Source organism: Variovorax gracilis (assembly GCF_030317115.1).
Taxonomy (GTDB): Bacteria; Pseudomonadota; Gammaproteobacteria; order Burkholderiales; family Burkholderiaceae_C; genus Variovorax; species Variovorax gracilis.
The window spans coordinates 428,778-447,397 of sequence record NZ_JASZYF010000001.1 but is presented as its reverse complement, the minus strand read 5'-3'; the positions used below and the strand labels follow the sequence as shown (position 1 = coordinate 447,397).

15 protein-coding genes are annotated in these 18,620 nt (G+C 65.4%); all 15 read left to right on the top strand.

The window, feature by feature from the left end; all coding sequences use genetic code 11:
- The first annotated feature begins 9 nt into the window (after positions 1-9).
- The 15 genes from QTH97_RS02115 to QTH97_RS02045 all read left to right on the top strand — a co-directional run bounded on the left by QTH97_RS02115 (position 10) and on the right by QTH97_RS02045 (position 18,582).
- Positions 10-1,713, top strand: a complete 1,704-nt coding sequence (locus tag QTH97_RS02115) for an AMP-binding protein (protein ID WP_286566331.1) — start codon at positions 10-12, stop codon at positions 1,711-1,713.
- Positions 1,710-2,696: a lysophospholipid acyltransferase family protein gene (locus QTH97_RS02110; RefSeq protein WP_286566330.1), complete on the top strand. Its 987-nt coding sequence runs from the start codon at positions 1,710-1,712 to the stop codon at positions 2,694-2,696. Before QTH97_RS02115 ends, QTH97_RS02110 begins: the two co-directional genes overlap by 4 nt.
- Positions 2,668-3,297, top strand: coding sequence for a LolA-related protein (locus QTH97_RS02105; protein WP_286566329.1), 630 nt, complete (start codon positions 2,668-2,670; stop codon positions 3,295-3,297). The genes QTH97_RS02110 and QTH97_RS02105 overlap by 29 nt, the downstream gene beginning before the upstream one ends.
- Positions 3,294-5,684: an MMPL family transporter gene (locus tag QTH97_RS02100; protein ID WP_286566328.1), complete on the top strand. Its 2,391-nt coding sequence runs from the start codon at positions 3,294-3,296 to the stop codon at positions 5,682-5,684. Before QTH97_RS02105 ends, QTH97_RS02100 begins: the two co-directional genes overlap by 4 nt.
- A gap of 41 nt (positions 5,685-5,725) precedes the next feature.
- Entirely contained in the window at positions 5,726-6,553 is an 828-nt protein-coding gene (locus QTH97_RS02095; protein WP_286567071.1) for a polysaccharide deacetylase family protein, read from the top strand.
- The gene (locus QTH97_RS02090) at positions 6,550-7,299 is read left to right on the top strand and encodes a class I SAM-dependent methyltransferase (RefSeq protein ID WP_286566327.1); all 750 of its coding nucleotides are present in this window, start codon (positions 6,550-6,552) and stop codon (positions 7,297-7,299) included. The genes QTH97_RS02095 and QTH97_RS02090 overlap by 4 nt, the downstream gene beginning before the upstream one ends.
- Complete coding sequence (locus QTH97_RS02085) at positions 7,296-7,763, top strand: hotdog family protein (RefSeq protein ID WP_286566326.1); 468 nt, start codon at positions 7,296-7,298, stop codon at positions 7,761-7,763. Before QTH97_RS02090 ends, QTH97_RS02085 begins: the two co-directional genes overlap by 4 nt.
- The gene (gene fabG / locus QTH97_RS02080; RefSeq protein ID WP_286566325.1) at positions 7,760-8,491 is read left to right on the top strand and encodes a 3-oxoacyl-ACP reductase FabG; all 732 of its coding nucleotides are present in this window, start codon (positions 7,760-7,762) and stop codon (positions 8,489-8,491) included. The genes QTH97_RS02085 and fabG overlap by 4 nt, the downstream gene beginning before the upstream one ends.
- A 578-nt stretch (positions 8,492-9,069) precedes the next feature.
- The gene (locus tag QTH97_RS02075; RefSeq protein WP_286566324.1) at positions 9,070-9,951 is read left to right on the top strand and encodes a hypothetical protein; all 882 of its coding nucleotides are present in this window, start codon (positions 9,070-9,072) and stop codon (positions 9,949-9,951) included.
- Positions 9,952-10,133: 182 nt separating this feature from the next.
- A complete protein-coding gene (locus QTH97_RS02070) occupies positions 10,134-12,308 on the top strand; it encodes a YjbH domain-containing protein (protein WP_286566323.1) in 2,175 nt (724 codons plus the stop codon).
- 101 nt (positions 12,309-12,409) lie between these two features.
- A complete protein-coding gene (locus tag QTH97_RS02065; protein ID WP_286566322.1) occupies positions 12,410-13,510 on the top strand; it encodes a polysaccharide biosynthesis/export family protein in 1,101 nt (366 codons plus the stop codon).
- Positions 13,507-13,944 carry a low molecular weight protein-tyrosine-phosphatase gene (locus QTH97_RS02060; protein WP_286566321.1) on the top strand — a complete coding sequence of 146 codons (438 nt, stop codon included), beginning with the start codon at positions 13,507-13,509 and terminating at the stop codon, positions 13,942-13,944. Before QTH97_RS02065 ends, QTH97_RS02060 begins: the two co-directional genes overlap by 4 nt.
- Before the next feature lie 44 nt (positions 13,945-13,988).
- Positions 13,989-16,220 (top strand): polysaccharide biosynthesis tyrosine autokinase, encoded by a 2,232-nt coding sequence (locus QTH97_RS02055; protein WP_286566320.1) that lies wholly within the window; start codon positions 13,989-13,991, stop codon positions 16,218-16,220.
- An 8-nt stretch (positions 16,221-16,228) separates the two neighbouring features.
- Positions 16,229-17,506 carry a nucleotide sugar dehydrogenase gene (locus QTH97_RS02050; protein ID WP_286566319.1) on the top strand — a complete coding sequence of 426 codons (1,278 nt, stop codon included), beginning with the start codon at positions 16,229-16,231 and terminating at the stop codon, positions 17,504-17,506.
- Positions 17,503-18,582 carry an NAD-dependent epimerase/dehydratase family protein gene (locus QTH97_RS02045; RefSeq protein WP_286566318.1) on the top strand — a complete coding sequence of 360 codons (1,080 nt, stop codon included), beginning with the start codon at positions 17,503-17,505 and terminating at the stop codon, positions 18,580-18,582. The genes QTH97_RS02050 and QTH97_RS02045 overlap by 4 nt, the downstream gene beginning before the upstream one ends.
- Positions 18,583-18,620 lie beyond the last annotated feature (38 nt).

The following is an 18,620-nucleotide window of genomic DNA, read 5'->3' as shown; positions in this document are numbered from 1 at the left end:
GACATCACGGTGAGTTCCAAACCCTCCCTGCCTCTGCTCGCCGATCGCGATCTGGACCAACCCCTGGCATGGCGCGCCGGCGTGCCGGTGAGCGGGCGCCAGTTCCTTGCCGATGTCGCGCGTTTCGCACCTGAATTGCATGCGGGCGGCCCGGTCGTGAACCTTTGCGTCGACCGATACGCCTTTGCCGTGAGCCTTGCAGCCGCGCTGATGCGTGGCGAAACGAGCCTGTTGCCACCGGATGCGCGACCGGACACGCTGGCCGGGCTGCACGAAATCGGCGATCCCGCCTTTGCGGTGACCGACGACGTGCACGTCGAGACGCCCGGCCTGCCGCGCGTGCTGGTCGAAAACCGGCCCGCCGCGGCCGGCGAATCCGATCCGGCCGTGCCCAGGATCGATCGCGACATGCACGCCGTGAGCCTGCTGACCTCGGGCTCGACCGGCGCGCCGCAGCCCCATGCCAAGACCTGGGGAACGCTGGTGGGCGACGTCGTGGCAGCGGTCGGACGGCTGTCCAGCCTGCTCGGGCGCCCATCGCTTGCAGGGCTGACGCTGGTGGCGACAGTGCCGGTGCAGCACAGTTATGGACTGGAGTCTTCCGCGTTGCTGGCCTTGCTGGGCGGAGCGGCGTTCGACAGCGGCCGGCCGTTCTTTCCCGCCGACGTCGCGCAGGCGCTGGCGTCCGTGCCGCAACCGCGTGCGCTGGTGACGACGCCGTTCCACCTGAAGACGCTCCTGCTGTCCGGGATCGAGCTTCCGCCGGTGGACCTGATCCTCTCGGCGACCGCACCGCTATCGCCCCAATTGGCGGCCCAGGCCGAGCAGGCCATGGGCGGCGCATTGATCGAGATCTACGGCAGCACCGAATCCGGCCAGGTCGCGACCCGCCGTCCAACGCAGAGCGAGGTCTGGGAGACCTTCGGCGAGATCCGGGTGCATGCGGAACACGACGATGCCGGCGCCGAGCGCTTTGTCTTCGAAGGCGACTTCATCCCCGAACCCACGCCGATGGCCGACGTGCTGGAACTGGTCGACGATCGCCACTTCCGCCTGCTGGGCCGCGCCAATGACCTGATCCACGTAGCGGGTCGGCGCAGCTCGCTGGGCTATCTCAACCATCACCTCAACAGCATTCCGGGCATCGAGGACGGCGCCTTCTGGCTGCCGGACGAGGTGGCCGACGGTGTGGTGCGCCCGGTGGCCTTCGTCGTGGCGCCGACGCTCGACGCACACACGATCATCACGGCGCTGCGCGAGCGGGTGGAAGCGGTCTTCGTGCCGCGCCGCGTAGTGCACGTGACTGCGTTTCCGCGCGAAGGCACGGGAAAGCTCACCGTCCGCTCGCTGCGCGAATTCGCGCTCGCGCACCTTGCGTCGGACAGCACACCGGTGCAACTGACGCGCGAGGTGCCGGCGGACCATCCCGCGTTCGCGGGCCATTTCCCGGGCCAGCCGCTCATGCCCGGCGCGCTGCTGGTGTCCGAAGTGCTCGAAGCCGTGCGCAGCGTTCCTGCGCTCGCCGCGCGCATGGGGCCCCATCCGACACTGGCCGCAGCCAAGTTCCTGGCGCCGGTGCGGCCGGGCAGCACGCTGCGGATCGACCTCATCCCCGAAACCGGCGCAGCGCGGGGACTGCGCTTCGAGGTCCGCTGCGGCGACGTCATCGCGGTCAGCGGGCGCTGGACACCCGGCGCCGACGCGCAGCCATGAACGCTGACCGGCGGCAGCCCGACGCCAGCGACTCGAAATCACGCCAGGCCGAGTGGTCGCGCGCGCCGGAACGCAGCAACATGCTGGCACTGCGCGTGATCTGCTGGATCGCCATCCAATGCGGCCGGCCGTTGACGCGCCTGATCCTGCACCCGATCGCGCTCTACTTCCTGCTGTTCTCGCCCACGCCGCGGCGGCACATCAAGCGCTACCTGTTCCGTGTCATCGGGCCGCAGGCCGGGTGGAGCGACGGCTACCGCCTGCTGCATGCGTTCGCCTCGACAGTGCTGGACCGCATCTACTTCCTGCGCGGGCGCATGGACCTGTTCGACATCCGCGTCTACGGCAACGAGCCGGTCGAAGCCGAAACCGACGCGGGGCGGGGCGCCTTCATGCTGGGCGCGCACGTCGGCAGCTTCGAGGCGGTGGGCGCGGCCACGAATCGCAGCCCCACGCCCGAACGCCTGCGCGCGGCGATGCTGATGTACCAGGACAACGCGCAGCAGATCAATGCCGTACTCGACGCCATCAGCCTGCCTGGCCTGCGGCCGCACATCATCGCGCTGGGCCGTCCGCATTCCATGCTCGACCTGCGCGATTGGCTCGATTCGGGCGGGCTGGCGGGCCTGCTGGCGGACCGCACCCTGGCAGGGCCGGAAGAAGCGGGGCAGCAACGCGGCAGCAGCATCGAAGTGTCCTTTCTCGGCAAGCCGGCGCTCTTCAATGACGGGCCGTTCCGGCTGGCGGCCTTGCTGCGCCGCAAGGTGTTCTTCATGGCCGGACTCTATGCGGGCAGCGCCCGCTACGATGTGCTGTTCGAGCCGTTGGCGGACTTCAGCGAAAGGGTGAGCGACCCCGTCGAGCGGGAACGGCGCATCCGTGCCGCGCTCGAAAGCTACGTGGCCCGGCTCGAGGCGCTGTGCCGCGCCTATCCGTACAACTGGTTCAATTTCCATGATTTCTGGCTCGAAGATTCGGTTTGACCGCTGGTGCAGGGCGCTCCTGGCTGCCCTGGCTCTGTCGGCATCGTCCGCGTGGGCGTTCGACCTGCCCGAATTGATGGGCCTGCTCGCACAGCAGAAGAGCGGCGAGGCGCGGTTCACCGAACAGCGTTTCGTGCGCGGGCTGGAGGGGCCGCTCGAAGCCAGCGGCGTGCTCAGCTTCACCGCACCCGACAAGCTCGTGCGCCGCACCCTCGCGCCGCGAGCCGAAACGATGAGCGTGGAAGGCAACACGCTGACCCTGTCTCGCGGCGGACGTACCCGCACCCTGCAGTTGGACAGCATGCCCGAACTGCTCGGCATGGTCGAAGCCATGCGCGGCACGCTGAGCGGCAATTCCCAAGGCTTGCAGCGCTACTTCCGCAGCACGCTTGCGGGTTCCAGCGGCGGCTGGACGCTCGACCTGCAACCGGTCGACGAACGCCTCGCCGCCCAGGTGCGCACCATGCGCCTGAGCGGGCGTGGCGGTGAAGTGCTTGGCATCGAGATGGAGTTCATTGGTGGCGACCGCTCGGTGATGAACATCACGCCCGAACGCGCCGCCGCCGGCTCCGCACGGACGCCCGCGCGTTCCGCGCCGTGACGTCCGCTGCTCCCGCATTCGACCGCCGCCGCGCGGCGTTGGCGCTGGGAGTCTGGCTGGCGCTGCTGCTCGCCGGCATCGTGCTGATCGCACGCACGCATTTCAGCGCGGATCTCTCGGCCTTCCTGCCGGCCAGCCCGGATGCGCGGCAGCGGGTGCTGATCGAGCAATTGCAGAGCGGCATCGCGTCGCGCACGATCTTCATCGGCATCGAAGGCGGCAAGGATGCGGCGCAGCGTGCTTCCGTTTCTCGCGCCTTGGCATCCGCGATGCGCGAGAGCAAGCTGTTCGACCAGGTCCAGAACGGCGACACCAGCGAGTGGAAGGAGACGGGCACGTGGGTGTTCGACCACCGCTACCAGCTCTCGCCTGCCGTGACGCCCGAACGCTTCACGATGGAAGGCCTGCGCGACGCGATCGTCGACAGCCTGTCGATGCTTGGGACGCCGGCCGGCAACGCGCTCAAACCGCTGCTGGAGCGCGACCCGACGGGCGAGACGCAACGCATCGCCGAAGGGTTGATCCCGGCGAGTTCGCCGCGCAGCGAGGAGGGCGTGTGGGTGTCGCGCACCGCTCCGCGCGCGCTGATCCTGGCGACGACGCACGCGCCGGGCAGCGACCTCGACGCCATCGCCAAGGCCATCGGACGCGTGCAGGGCGCGTTCGACGCCGCCACGCGTGACCTGGCGGGCGCCGGCCCGCAACTGCAGATGACCGGCGCGCCCGTCTTCTCGGTGCAGAGCCGCGACCAGATCAAGAGCGAGGCGATCCACCTTGCCGTCGTCGGCGGGATCGTCATGGGCGCGCTGCTGCTGCTGGCCTTCGCGTCGCCGCGCGCGCTGGTGCTTGCGCTTCTGCCGGTCGCCACCGGCGTGGTCGCAGGCACCGCGACGGTGAGCCTCGTTTTCGGCCAGGTGCACGGCCTGACCATGGGCTTCGGCAGCACCCTCATCGGCGAGACCGTCGACTACGCCATCTACTACCTGATACAGGCGCGGGGCGCCGCCGTGCCGGGCACCGGCTGGCAGCGCTGGCGTGACATCCATTGGCCCACGGTGAGGCTGGGGCTGCTGACGTCGGTCTGCGGCTTTGCCGCGCTGGTGTTCTCGGGTTTCCCGGGGCTCGCGCAGCTCGGCGTCTTCTCGCTCGCCGGGCTCATCGCCGCGGCGCTCGTCGCGCGCTACGTGCTGCCCGTGCTGGCGCCGGACGGAGCGACGGGCATGGGCATGCGGCGTCAGATGGCACAGGTCGCCGGCATCCTGGTGCGGGCGCTGCCGCGTTTGCGCTACGTCTTCGTGGTGCTCGGCGCCGCGGCCCTGGCGCTGGTCCTGTGGCAGGGCGGCCATCTGTGGCGCGCCGATCTTGGCGCCATGAGCCCGGTGCCCAAGGCCGCGCAGCGACTCGATGCGGAACTGCGCGAGGACATCGGCGCCAGCGATGGCGGCACGCTGGTCGTGGTTCATGGCGCGGACGTGCAGTCTGCCTTGCGCAACACCGAAGCCGCAGGCGCACGCCTTGAAACACTCGTGGACAAGGGCGATCTGGCCGGCTTCGAATCCGTCACCCGCGTGCTGCCCAGCGAGGCTGCACAGGCGGCGCGCATCGCGAGCCTGCCCGATGCGAAAACGCTGCGCACCCGGCTGGCCGAAGCGACCCGGGGGCTGCCGCTGCCGGCGACGCGCCTGGAACCCTTCATCGCAGGCGTCGAGACTGCCAAGGGACAGCCCATGATCCAGCGCGCCGATCTGCAGGGCGGGCCGCTCGACGCCGTGGTCAGCGCCCTGATGTTCGAACGGCAGGCGGGCGGGTGGTCGACGTTGATCTCCCTGCACCCGGGCGCGAGTTTCGATGCAGCGCGCCTGGCGATCGCGCTCGACGGTCTGCCCGATGTGCAGGTCGTCAATGTGGGGCAGGAGCTTTCCAGCCTGTACCGGCGCTACCTGCACGAAGCCTTCGTCCAGGTCATGGTGGGCGCGCTCGCGGTGGTCGTGCTGCTTGCCATCTACCTGCGCTCGGGCCGCCGGCTGCTTGCCGTGTGCCAGCCACTGGTGGTGGCGGTCGTGCTCACGCTGGGGGGCATGGCGGCGCTCCAGGTGCCGCTGGGCATCCTGCATCTGGTGGGCCTGCTGCTGATTGTCGCGGTGGGATCGAACTACGCGCTGTTCTTCGACCAGTTGCGCGAAACCGGGCGCGCCGACGAGGACACGCTGGCCTCGCTGATGCTGGCGAATCTGACCACGGTCGTCTCCTTTGGATTGATCGCCATCTCCAATATTCCGGCGCTGTCGTCGATCGGCCGCGTGGTAGCGCCCGGCGCCTTGCTGGCGTTGCTGTTGTCGGCCGCCTTCGCGCGTGCCGTGGCGCCCATGGCCTCGAACCGCCGCTGATGGGAAAATCCACCCCGCCGCGCGTTACGCTCACTTCCTCCATGCAGACCATCGCTCCCGTCTCCGCTTCTCCCTCCTGGCCCTGGCCGCCGATGATTCGCGCCAGCGTCGGCTGGCATCTTCTGGCCGGCGGCGCCGCCATGCTGGTGCCCGGCGCGGCACCCTGGGCCATTGGCGGGATCGTGCTGAACCACGCGCTGATCACCGCCGCGGGCCTGACGCCCCGCAGCAGCCTGCTGGGCCCCAATGTCACGCGACTGCCGCAGGCGGCGGTGGCACGGCGCGAAATCGCGATCACGATCGACGATGGTCCGGACCCGGAAGTCACGCCGCAGGTGCTGGCCCTGCTCGATGCGCACGGCCAGCGCGCAACCTTCTTCTGCATCGCCGAGCGAGTACTCGAATACCCGGCGCTGGCCCGCGAGATCGTGGCGCGCGGCCACAGCATCCAGAACCACACGGCGCGGCATCGCCACAACTTTTCGTTTCTGGGCCCACGCGGCTTCGCCGCAGAGATCTCGCGCGCGCAGCAGGTGCTGCAGGACGTCATCGGCCACCGCGCGACTTGCTTCCGCGCACCCGCCGGCTTGCGCAATCCGTTCCTGGGGCCGGTGCTTCACAGGCTGGGCCTGTCGCTGGTGAGTTGGACGCGTCGAGGCTACGACACGCGCGAAGGCAATGCGGACACCGTGCTCGCGCGCCTGACCGACGAACTGCAGGCGGGCGACATCCTCCTGCTGCACGACGGCAATGCCGCGCGCACGGCCGCCGGACGCGCCGTGGTGCTGGACGTGCTGCCGCCGCTGCTGGCGCGCATCCGTGCCGAGGGCCTGCGGGCGGTGACCTTGCCGGACGCCCTGGCGGCATGAGTGCACAGATCTCGACGGACGCCGCGTGGCGTCGCTTGCACGAGCGCGCGACCGCGCCATACAGGAAGGCCGGCAAGTTCGCATGGCACTTTGCGCGTGGCAAGCTGGGGCGCGATCCGGTTTTTCGCGGGCTCATCGAACGCGGCCTGATCGGCCAGCGCCGCGGCCGGGTCGTGGACATCGGCTGTGGTCAGGGACTGTTCATGAGCCTGTTGTCGGCCATGAATGCCATGCAGGCCCAAGCGGGCGAATGGCCCTCGACCTGGCCGCGCACCTCGGCAACGGCGCGTTATACGGGCATCGAACTCATGCCGAAGGACGTTGCACGCGCCGAGGCGTCAGTGGGGCATCTGCAGCCCGAACCGCGATTCGTCTGCGCGGACATGTGCACCGTCGAACTGCCGGCCAGCGATCTCGTTGTGATCCTGGACGTGCTGCACTACGTCGACCTGAATGCGCAGGAGGGCGTGCTGCGCCGCGTGCGCGATGCGCTGCAGCCCGGAGGTCGGTTGCTCCTGCGCGTCGGCGATGCGGACAGTCGCCGTGGCTTTGCGATCAGCCAGTGGGTCGACCGCACCGTGACGCGCATTCGCGGCCACCGCGTGTCGCCGACATGGGGTCGCCCGCTCAAGGATTGGATGGCGCTGTTGGAGCGCCTGGGTTTCTCGGCGCACAGCATTCCGATGAGCGAAGGCACGCCCTTCGCCAACGTGTTGCTGGTAGCCGATCTGAAGGATATTGAATGACTGCGCCACAGACGCTCGATCAGGCCGGCATTGCCCGGCGCATTCCGCACAGCGGCACGATGTGCCTGCTGGAGCGGCTGGAGTCGTGGGACGCAAATGCCATTCACTGCACGACCGGTACGCACGCGCATGCCGACAATCCGCTGCGTACCGCGAGCGGCTTGCTTTCGCCGAATCTGATCGAGTACGCCGCGCAGGCGATGGCGCTGCATGGCGGATTGCTCGCGGCCGAGGGCAGCGAACCCTCGGCGGGCTTTCTGGCGAGTGCGCGCAACGTGCGCCTGGCGGTCGAACACATCGACGACATTGCGGGCCTCTTGCACGTGCACGCCCAGCGCATCTCCGGCGACGTCAGCCAGATCCTTTACGAATTCGCGGTCAAGGACGCGCACGGTCGGCCGCTGGCCGAAGGCCGTGCGGTGGTCGTCCTGAACACGCCGCTTGCCATGGAAGCATCCTCATGAGTCTCACAGGAAAACGCGCACTGATCACCGGCGCGAGCGGCGCACTGGGCGCGGCCATTGCACAACGCCTCGCGCGCGATGGCGCCACGGTGCTGCTGCACGCCAACTCCCGGCCGGAATCCGTAGAGCAGTTGGCGGCGACGATCACCGCTGCCGGCGGCAAGGCCGAGTGCGTGGTGTTCGACCTGCGCAGCGACGAGGCCTCGCGCATCGCCTGCGAGCGCATCCTCGAAGGCGGTCCTGTGCAGGTCATCGTGAACAACGCCGGCGTGCATGACGACGCGGTGCTTCCGGGCATGCAGCCCGAGCAGTGGCACAAGGTGATCGACGTCTCGCTCAATGGGTTCTTCCGTGTGACCCAGCCGCTGCTGCTCCCGATGCTGCGCACGCGCTGGGGTCGCATTCTGAACATCTCGTCGGTGGCCTCGCTGACGGGCAATCGCGGGCAGGTCAACTACGCCGCGGCCAAGGGCGCGCTCAACAGTGCAACCAAGGCGTTGTCGCTCGAAGTGGCGGCGCGCGGCGTGACGGTCAATGCGATCGCGCCGGGCATCATTGCTTCGCCGATGGCCGATGGCGTGTTCGACGCGGCGATGATCAACCAGATGGTGCCGGTCAAGCGCGCCGGCAAGCCGGAAGAGGTGGCGGCGCTTGCCGGCTTTCTGGCGAGCGATGAAGCGGCCTACATCACCGGACAGGTGATCTCGATCAACGGTGGAATGATCTAAGGCGATCAGGCCACCGAATCGCTGTGCCGCGCACGCGGCAGCGAGAACCCCGGTGCACTGACGTGCGTCCGCTGAGGCGAGCGCGCAGGGGGAAGTCTTGCGCGCAAAACGGCCAAGGGTCGGAAACATCAATTCGGCCGCCTCAAGAATCTGACTTCCTATTGGTGAAAATTGCCAATTTAGTTTCGATTGAAATCGGATTAATCTGAAACTGCTAGGCAGCTTTGGCTCGATAGTTATTGAAGAAAATGAGTTGAAAAGTTTTCACTCTTTTTTATTGACGAGTAGTACTTTTTAATTAACGATGCCCGTTTTGTGTGGTTTGAGCGTGTAACAGGGCGGTATTTTTTCATGCGCACGCTCGAATCTGACTACACTCAATGCGTTGTCATTGACCAGCCTCCTGGTTGACGAGTCGTTAAGTATCGTCAAAATCTTCCAACAGTCGCCATGTTTGATCGATCCGAGTGCTACTTCGTGATCTTTGGTTGTTGGAAGAGGTCTTGCCCTGAGGGATGAACCTGACTGGTCGCTGTTAGACTAACGTCCGGAAATAGTTGTTATTGGAAATGAAACGTTTGCTGAACGTGTTCATCCGAATTCAACTCGACGCACTTCGCCTGTGTCGCTTTCCAAACCCTCCTGCAGGCGCACCTGCCTCAAAACCTCAAATGAAAAGAATCATGAAACTGGATGGAGCTAAGTTTTTTGTGTATGCCGTCGCACTCGCATCTCTCGCCGCCTGCGGCGGCGGTGGCGGTGGTGGGGGAAGCTTCCCGCAAAGCGGCGGCAACGGCGCGGGGACCAGCATTCAGGTCACGGGCACGGGTGCCAAGGGTGCGGCCCTTGCGGGCGCAACGGTCGCATTGACCTGCGCCAACGTCGCCACGCTCGCTGCCACCACCAACGGAAACGGTGCCTACACGACCAACCAGGCTGCGCTGACCTATCCCTGTATCGGTACCGCGAAGTCCGGCGCCATCAGCTACCGTGGCATTCTTTTCTCCGGCTCGGTGGTCAACTTCACGCCGCTCACGGACACCATGACGGAAGTCGTGCTCGCAGCGTCGGTGAGCGGCAATGGCTCCCTGAGCGTGGAGCAGTTCATCTCGAAGATCGCCGCCGATGCGACCTTCGCCAACAATGTGTCCTCTGCCAGCGCAGTGGCCACCTATCGTGCGGCCGCGCTTGACGTCGTCAAGGCGCAACTCGTGGCCTCGGGCAAAAGTGATGCCGATGCTGAAGCGATCCTCAGCGCCGCGCGTTCGCAGAACTTTGATTCCGCCACCTTCGCGATCGGCTCCGATCTGGACAAGGTGCTCGACAACACCGCTTCGGTGATGCAAGAGGCCGACGGATCGGTGAAGGCCGCCGTGCTGGCCGCCGCCAAGGCCAAGGGCGATGCACTGCCTGTCCCGGGCAGTGGCGCAACCGGCGGCACCGGCGCTACGGGCGGCTGATACACGGCGCTCCTTGTGAGCCTCCCCAATCGAAGGGCAGCGCAGGCTGCCCTTCGGTCTGTTGGGCCAGGCTCTCGGCAACTTACAGGTTTTTGATTCCGATGGGACGCGTTCACAAAGTAGGCGCTGGTATGGCCCTGCTGGCCTTGGCGACGCAGTCTGCTCTCGCGCAGCAAGAGGCTGTGTTGAATTCTGCGGGCTACTCCGGGTTGTCCGTCACGCCGACCGCGCGCCTCCTGCGTTGGGGGACGACGGCACTGGCCTACGACGACCAAGTACCCGGTGCCCCTGCCAACAGCCGCTACGGTACGAGCGGCCACAACTTCGTGGCGGGTTTCGGGCTTCTGCCGAACCTCGAGGTTTCCGGCCGCATAGCCGCCAGCACGCTGAATACCCATTGCTACACCGAGCCTTGTGGCGTACGCGACCTGTCCTTCAACTTCAAGGCCGGCGTTCCGCTCGACCGAGCCGGCCGCTGGTACGCCGCGGTCGGGGCGACTGACCTGGGCGGCGCGGCCACCTATTTCCGGTCCGCCTACGGTGTCCTGACATACAGCCCGGATCGCCAGCTTGACCTGAGCCTGGGCTATGCCCGTCGTCTTGACGACCGCTTCAACCGTGCGTCCGCACCGCCGATGGATGGCCCTTTCGCAAGCGCGATGTATAGGCCCTTGTCCTGGCTGCAGGGCCATGTCGAATACGTCGACGGCAGTGCATGGGCCGGTGCGCGAGTCTTCGCGCCTGCCGAATGGCTTCCTGCCGGATGGTCCGCCCATCTGGGCGCGAATGTGCGATTGACGGGCGACGGGCGTACCGCACGCAACTGGTGGAGCGTCGGCCTCACGGTGCCGCTCTACAAGGTGTCCACCCATCGGCCGTCCGAATCGGCGCCGATGTCCAGGGGCCTCCCCGGGGCCATGGTCGGGCCCGCGCCGCGGAGCAGCTCCGCGACCGAGTTTTCGACCGCGGGACTGCCCGCATCTGCGCCCCTTCAGCCCATCTCGGCGCCCCTCGCAGATCCGACACCTGCCGCGGCCGTGGTGGAGCAGACCGCTCGAATCACCGACGCGCAATTGCGCGCACTCGCCAAGGCACTGAGCGCCAAGGGTTTCGAAGACATTTCCGTCGGCCGTTTGCCTGACGGCGCGGTCGCCGTTCGAGTCAACAACGCCACCTACAACGTCAACAGCGCCGATGGCCTGGGCGTCGCGCTGGGCGTGATTGCGCGCCAGTTGGGGGAGGCCCGTGTCGGCTACCGCCTGGTGCTGACCCAACGGCAAATTTCCATCGTCGGCGCACGTGGCCGCACAGACTGCCTCGCGCAGTGGGTTGCGATGGAGACGCCCGCATGCACGGCAGCGCGGCTCTACACGCCCGGCACCACGGCGCTGGACGCCACGCTCGATGAGGCCGCCTGGGTGGTCCAGGGCTCTGCCCAGAGTTGGGCCACGACGCGGCTGATGCTGCAGCCCGTCGTGCGCAGCACGCTCGCCACAGAGTACGGCGTGTTTGACTACTCGGTAGGCGTGCGTGCCACCGTGCAGCAGCCCCTGTGGAAGGGAGGCTACGCCGAGGTCAGCCACGTTGCGCCGGTCGCTGAATCGCAGGACTTCCGCGATGGCGAGGTGTTTGGCACCAGCCGCATCGTCAACTCGACCGACCGCGTACTCCTGCACCAGTTCGCGCGCGTTCCGCTCGAACGCCTGATGGGGCAGGCCGATAGCGAGACGGCGGCGCGATGGGGACTCGATGCCCTCACCGCCCACGTCGCGGCCGGCCGCTTCGACAGCAACTACCGCGGTGCCTTCGGCGAATTGCGCTGGGAGCCAGGCGACGGCCGGAACCGGTTCAGCGTGGAAGCCGGGCGCTTCGAGCGCACGATCGACTACGACCGCTTCCTTCCGATCCACTCGCGCTCGCTGCTGGCGAACTACCGCTATGCCTACACGCCGACGCACACGTACTTCGAAGCGACGGCGGGTCAGTTTCTCTACAACGACCGCGGCGTCAGGCTCGGCATCAAGCAGTGGTTTCACGACGTCGCGGTGAGTCTCTACGTGCGGCGAACCAAGTTCGACTGGGAGCGCCAGGCGCGCTCCTTTGCCGGGATCGAGATCTCGATCCCGCTCACGCCACGCAAGGACATGAACCCCACGCACCACATCCAGGTGACCGGCTCGCCACGCTGGTCGTACGGCGTCGAGACCGTGATCCAGGAAAGCAGCAACTACATCACCACCAACCAAGGTGTGTCCTCGACCGCGTCGGCGCTGGACCGCACCTTCAATTCGGACCGCGCAGGCCTGGTCTATTTCGAAGACAACATGCGCCGCGTTCGCAGCGCCGCGCGCCAGTAGGCCGCCACAGAATCATGGATACCTCGAGTCATCTCCCTTCACATTCTTCCTTGCTGCGCTCGCTGCGTCCGATCGCCCGGTGGTCGGCACTGGCATCCGCAGTGACGCTGGTTGCCGGTTGCGCCTTTGCGCCCGGCATGAGCTTCGACGAGACGGCGCCGAACGACGATGCGCGCACTTCCGCAACGGCCATGGATGCCCCTGCGGACGCGGCCCCGCCGGGCGCGCTGCAGAAGATCACGCCCGAGCTGATTCGCCGTCAGCGCGCCGCGCAGGCGACCGACGTCGGAGAGGACGTCAAGCGTCTGTACGGCGTAGCCCAGCCCTATCGCATCGGCTCCGGCGACATCCTGAACATCGTCGTGTGGGATCACCCGGATCTCGTGCTGGCGCCGGCGGGATCTCTCACGACCGACGCCACCAGCGGCTCGCCCGTGAGCAATGGCTACAACGTCAGCGCGGAAGGCCTGATCCAGTTCCCCTATGTCGGCAGCTTCAAGGTCGGCGGGCTCACCGAGTACGAGGTGCGTGACCGCTTGACCAAGGCCCTCTCGAAGTTCTTCGAAGCGCCGAAGCTCACGGTGCGGATCCAGTCCTACCGCAACGGCCGGGTCTACGTCGATGGCGCGGTGCGTACGCCCGGCCTGCAGGCGGTCAACGACATTCCGATGACGCTGCCCGAGGCCATCAACCGCGCCGGCGGCTTCGCCGCGGATGCCGACCGCTCGATGGTTTCCATCTCGCGTGATGGCGTTACCTCCGTCGTCAACATGCAGCAGCTTACGACGCTCGGCATCAACCCCGCGAACATCCTTCTCGGCAGCGGCGACCTCGTACGCGTGTACAGCCGTGACGACGCCAAGGTCTACGTCTTGGGCGAAGTGACGCGGCCTGTTGCGCAGCCGCTGCGCAACGGACGCCTCACGCTCAACGAAGCGCTCGGCGAGGCCGGTGGCGTGAGCACCACCACAGGCGAGCCTCGCCAGATCTACGTGGTGCGCTCTCGCGCCGACGGCACTCCCGAGATCTACCACCTCGATGCCAAGTCGCCAGTGGCGTACGCGCTGGCTGAGGGCTTCGAGCTCAAGCCGCGTGACGTCGTGTACGTGGACCCTGCCGCACTCGTGCGCTGGAACCGCGTCATCAGCATGATCCTGCCGAGTGCGCAGGTCATGAACGTCGGCAACTCGATCTACAAGTGATGCAGAACATCCTCGTCGTGTGCATCGGCAACATTTGCCGCAGCCCCATCGGCGAAGCCTTGCTGGCTCGCGAGTTCCCGCAGATGAAGGTCTGGTCGGCAGGCCTGGGCGCGCTGGTGGGCGACCCTGCCGACCCGCTGTCGATCGAAGTGGCGGCCGCCCATGGGCTCGACCTCTCGGCCCACCGCGCCCAGCAGATCACCAACTGGATGTGCCAGGCCGCCGATCTGATCCTGGTGATGGAGCAGGGCCACAAGACCGAACTCGAACAGCGGTTTCCGCTGGTGCGCGGCAAGGCGTTCCGGCTGGGCGAACTCGACAAGTTCGACATCGCCGACCCCCACCGCCGGCCCAAGGCTGCATTTGACGCAGCCTACGCCGACATCGCTCGTGGCGTTACCGCCTGGGTGCCGCGCATCCGGCTGCTGTGCTGACTCGCGCACTGAATTCCATCACCGTTTTTCCAAGCTTTCCGCGAATGAATCCCCCACAGCCTATTCCGCCCGGCACGCAAGGCCAAGCCGGCGCCGGAGACGAAATCAACCTGCTCGAACTGATCGATGTGGTGCTCGACAACCGCTGGCTCATTGCCTCGGTCATGGTCTTTGCGACCTTGGTCGGGCTGGCCTATGCGCTGATCAGCACGCCGATCTACCAGGCCAACACGATGGTGCAGGTGGAGGACAGCAAGGGAGACGTGGCGGGCAACATGCTGGGCCAGGCATCGGGTCTCTTCGATATCCGTTCGCCGGCTTCGGCTGAAATGCAGATCCTGCGTTCGCGCCTGGTCGTGGGTCAGGCAGTGGCGAACCTGCACCTCGACGTGGAAGTCACGCCGAAGTACTTGCCGGTGCTGGGCCGGTGGCTCGCGAAGCGTGCGAAGGGGCCGTCGAATCCGGGCATCTTCGGCTGGGGTGGTTTCGTGAGTGGCAACGAATCGTTGAAGGTCGCGGCCTTCCAAGTGCCCGAGGCTCTGGAAGGCAACCGCTTTCGCGTACGCCTTGTCGATCAGGGCTATGAACTGCTGTCTCCCGACAGCGACGTCGTGGGGCAGGGGCGCATAGGCCAGCCGCTGGCCTATGCGGTGGATGGCGAGAAGGGGAGTCTTCTGATTGTCGAAGCCGTGGGCAAGGCGGGCGCGGAGTTCTACCTGACTCGCTTCCTGCCGCTGGATGTGACCGAGGATCTGCAGAAGGACCTGAAGATCTCGGAAGAGGGAAAGCAATCGGGCGTGATTCGAGCCACGCTCGAGGGGGACGACGCCAGGGGTATCGCGCGCGTGCTCAACGAAATCGGCTCCCTCTATGTGCGCCAGAACATCGAACGCAAGGCCGCCGAGGCGGAGAAGTCGCTGAGCTTCCTGGGTTCCTTCCTGCCGGAACTGCGGGAGCAGATGGAAGCGTCTGAATCGAAGTTCAACAAGTTTCGCAACCGCAACAGCACGTTCGACCTCGGAACCGAGGGCAAGCTGGTGCTGGAGCAATCCGTCAAGCTCCAGACGAGCCTGCTCGAACTTCAGCAAAAGCGCAAGGAACTGCGCGCTCTGTACACGCCCGAGCACCACAGCATCAAGGCACTAGATGCGCAGGTAGCCAGCATCAATGCCGAATTGGGTGGACTGAACACCCGCGTCAAGACGCTGCCCGACATCGAGCAGGAATTGTTGAGCCTGACGCGCGACGTCAAGGTCAACAACGAGCTCTACGTCAGCCTGCTCAACTCGTCGCAGCAACTGCGCCTGGTGAAGGAAGGCAAGGTCGGGAACGTGCGCATCGTCGATGTGGCGGCCGTTCCCAAGAAGCCCGTGAAGCCGCAGCGCGCATTGGTGGTTGCGCTGGCTGCCGTGCTGGGCTTGTTGTTGGGCCTTGCATTGGCATTCCTGCGCAACAGCTTGCGCCCCGGACTCAAGGACCCGGCCGACATCGAGCAACGCGCAGGTCTCCATGTGTTTGCCAGCATTCCGCATTCCGATGCGCAAGTGCGGCAGGCACAGGAAGTGAGCAAGAAAGTGCCGGGCAGCCATGTACTGGCGGTGGCGGCTCCACAGGAGCCGGCGGTCGAAAGCCTTCGCAGTTTGCGTACGGCGTTGCAGTTCGCGATGCTGGACGCAGCCAACAACGTCATCCTGATCACCGGCCCGACGCCCGGCATCGGCAAGTCGTTCACCAGCGTGAATCTTGCCGCGGTGCTTGGGGCCGCCAACAAGAAGGTGCTGCTGATCGACGCCGACCTGCGCAAGGGGCACCTGAACCAGTACTTCGGCCTTCCGCGCGAACGGGGCATGAGTGAAGTGGTGAGCGGAAGCATCAGCTTTGCCGATGCGGTGCATCGGGAAGTGGCGCCCAACGTGGACTTTCTTTCCACCGGGATCCTGCCGCCGAACCCGGCCGAATTGCTGATGACGCCTGCGAGCCCAAGCCTGGTGCAGGAGGCGGCGCAGCACTACGACCTGATCATCATCGACACGCCCCCTGTGCTGGCGGCATCCGACACCGCCATCCTTGCGCCGCTCGCCGGTGCGGTGTTCCTCGTGGCGCGTGCGGAGGTAACCAGCCTCGGCGAATTGCAGGAATCGGCCAAGCGCCTGCTCGATACGGGTGTGAAGCCAAAGGGCGTCATCTTCAACGGCCTGAACATGTCCAAGCGACGCTATGGCTATGGCATTGGCTACAAGTACGGCGGCTATCGGTACACGAACTACAAGTATTAGAACAACAAATGAATCTCAATACTGGAACGATCGCCATCATTGGCCTGGGCTACGTCGGGCTGCCGTTGGCGGTGGAGTTTGGCAAGCGCCGAAACGTCCTTGGTTTTGACATCAACCCGGCGCGTGTTGCCGAACTGCAGGCAGGTCGAGACTCGACCTTGGAAGTGAGTCCAAAGGAGTTGAAGGACGCGGGCGAGTTGCGCTTCAGCAGTAATCCGCAGGAGCTTGTGGGCTGCGGCGCCTATATCGTCACGGTGCCAACACCAATCGACACGGCCAATCGGCCTGACATGTCGCTGCTGGTGAAGGCGAGCGAGACCGTGGGCAAGGCATTGTCGCGTGGTGCCGTGGTGATCTACGAATCGACCGTATATCCCGGTGCGACGGAAGAGGTGTGCGTGCCAGTGCTGGAGCAGCATTCGGGACTTCGATTCAACGAGGATTTCTTCTGCGGCTACAGCCCGGAGCGCATCAATCCGGGTGACAAGGAGCATCGGCTGCCGATGATCAAGAAGGTGACCAGCGGTAGTACACCGGACGTGGCGGACGCGGTGGATACGCTGTATGCGTCGATCATCACCGCCGGCACCCACAAGGCCAGTAGCATCAAGGTGGCCGAGGCTGCCAAGGTGATTGAGAACACGCAGCGTGACTTGAACATCGCGCTGATGAATGAACTGAGCCTGATCTTCCGCAAGCTCGGCATCGACACACTGGAAGTGCTGCAAGCTGCTGGCACCAAATGGAATTTTCTTCCCTTCAGGCCGGGTCTGGTGGGAGGGCACTGCATCGGTGTCGACCCCTACTACCTGACGCACAAGGCGGAAGAGGTCGGCTATCACCCCCAGGTGATCTTGGCGGGCCGGCGCATCAACGATTCGATGGCCAGTCACGTGGCCGACGAGGTCATCAAGCTGATGCTGCGAAAGAGCTTGCCCGTGCTAGGCAGCAAGGTGCTGGTGCTGGGCCTGACCTTCAAGGAGAACTGCCCGGACGTACGCAATACCAAGGTGGTGGACATCGTTCGATCTTTGGGCGCTTACAACGCTCAGGTGGACGTGTACGACCCGTGGGTCGATCTGGCCGAAGCGGAGCACGAGTACGGGCTGCACTGCTTGGCGAATCCACCCGAACCCGGCCAGTACGCAGCCATTGTGCTTGCGGTGGCTCACCGGGAGTTTGTGGCCTTGGGCGAGCAAGGGGTGAAGGCATTGGGCGTTCCCGGCGCGGTGGTTTATGACGTCAAGAGCGTGCTTCTTGCGGGCGCAGCGGACGCGCGGCTATGAATATCGAGAATCCAAAGTTTGCGGACGTCGTCGCGCAGCCGTCTGCTTATGAGCGCCTTCAAGCTAGCCTGAAGAGCGAGCAACACACTTGGCTGGTGACGGGCGTCGCCGGTTTCATCGGCAGCAACTTGCTGGAGACGCTTCTGACACTAAATCAGCGCATAGTGGGTTTGGACAACTTTGCTACCGGGTACCAGCGCAATCTGGACGAGGTGCAATCCTTGGTGACGCCCGAGCAATGGAAGAACTTCACTTTCATGCAGGGCGACATCCGCAATTTGGATGACTGCCGGCAGGCGTGCGAAGGGGTCGAGTTCGTGCTGCATCAAGCCGCGCTTGGAAGTGTGCCCAGAAGCCTGGCAGACCCGATCACGTCCAACGCCGTGAACATTGGTGGCCACTTGAACATGTTGGTGGCGGCACGCGATGCGAAGGTAAGCAGCTTTACCTACGCGGCAAGTAGCAGCACGTATGGCGACCACCCGGCCCTGCCGAAGGTCGAAGATCGAATCGGCAAGCCATTGAGTCCGTACGCGGTGACGAAGTATGTCAACGAACTCTATGCGGACGTGTTCGCCGGAAGCTACGGTCTCCATGCCATTGGCCTGCGCTATTTCAATGCGTTCGGCAGGCGGCAGAACCCCAATGGTGCTTACGCTGCTGTCATACCCAAATGGGCTGGTTCTCTGTTGAAGGGAGAGCCTGTTTTCATCAACGGCGATGGAGAAACCAGTCGCGACTTTTGCTACATCGACAACGCCGTTCAGGCGAATCTTCTGGCGGCCACCACGGTCGAAATCGACGCCAAGAATCAGGTCTACAACGTTGCGGTGAGCGGGCGCACGACGCTGAATCGTCTCTTTGACTTGTTGCGTAACTCCTTGCTCGCGCATGGAGTTCCGGCCGATGTGCAGCCGGTGTACAGAGATTTTCGCGCCGGTGACGTGCGACACAGCCAAGCTGACATTGACAAGGCGCGTCGCTTGTTGGGGTACAAGCCGACCCACACGCTTGCCGAAGGAATACCTGCCGCCGTGGCTTGGTACGCCTCCCATCAGGACTGGTTGATCGAATGAGTATTTCGGCGACGAGCGCGTTCGGCGGCATGGGTGCC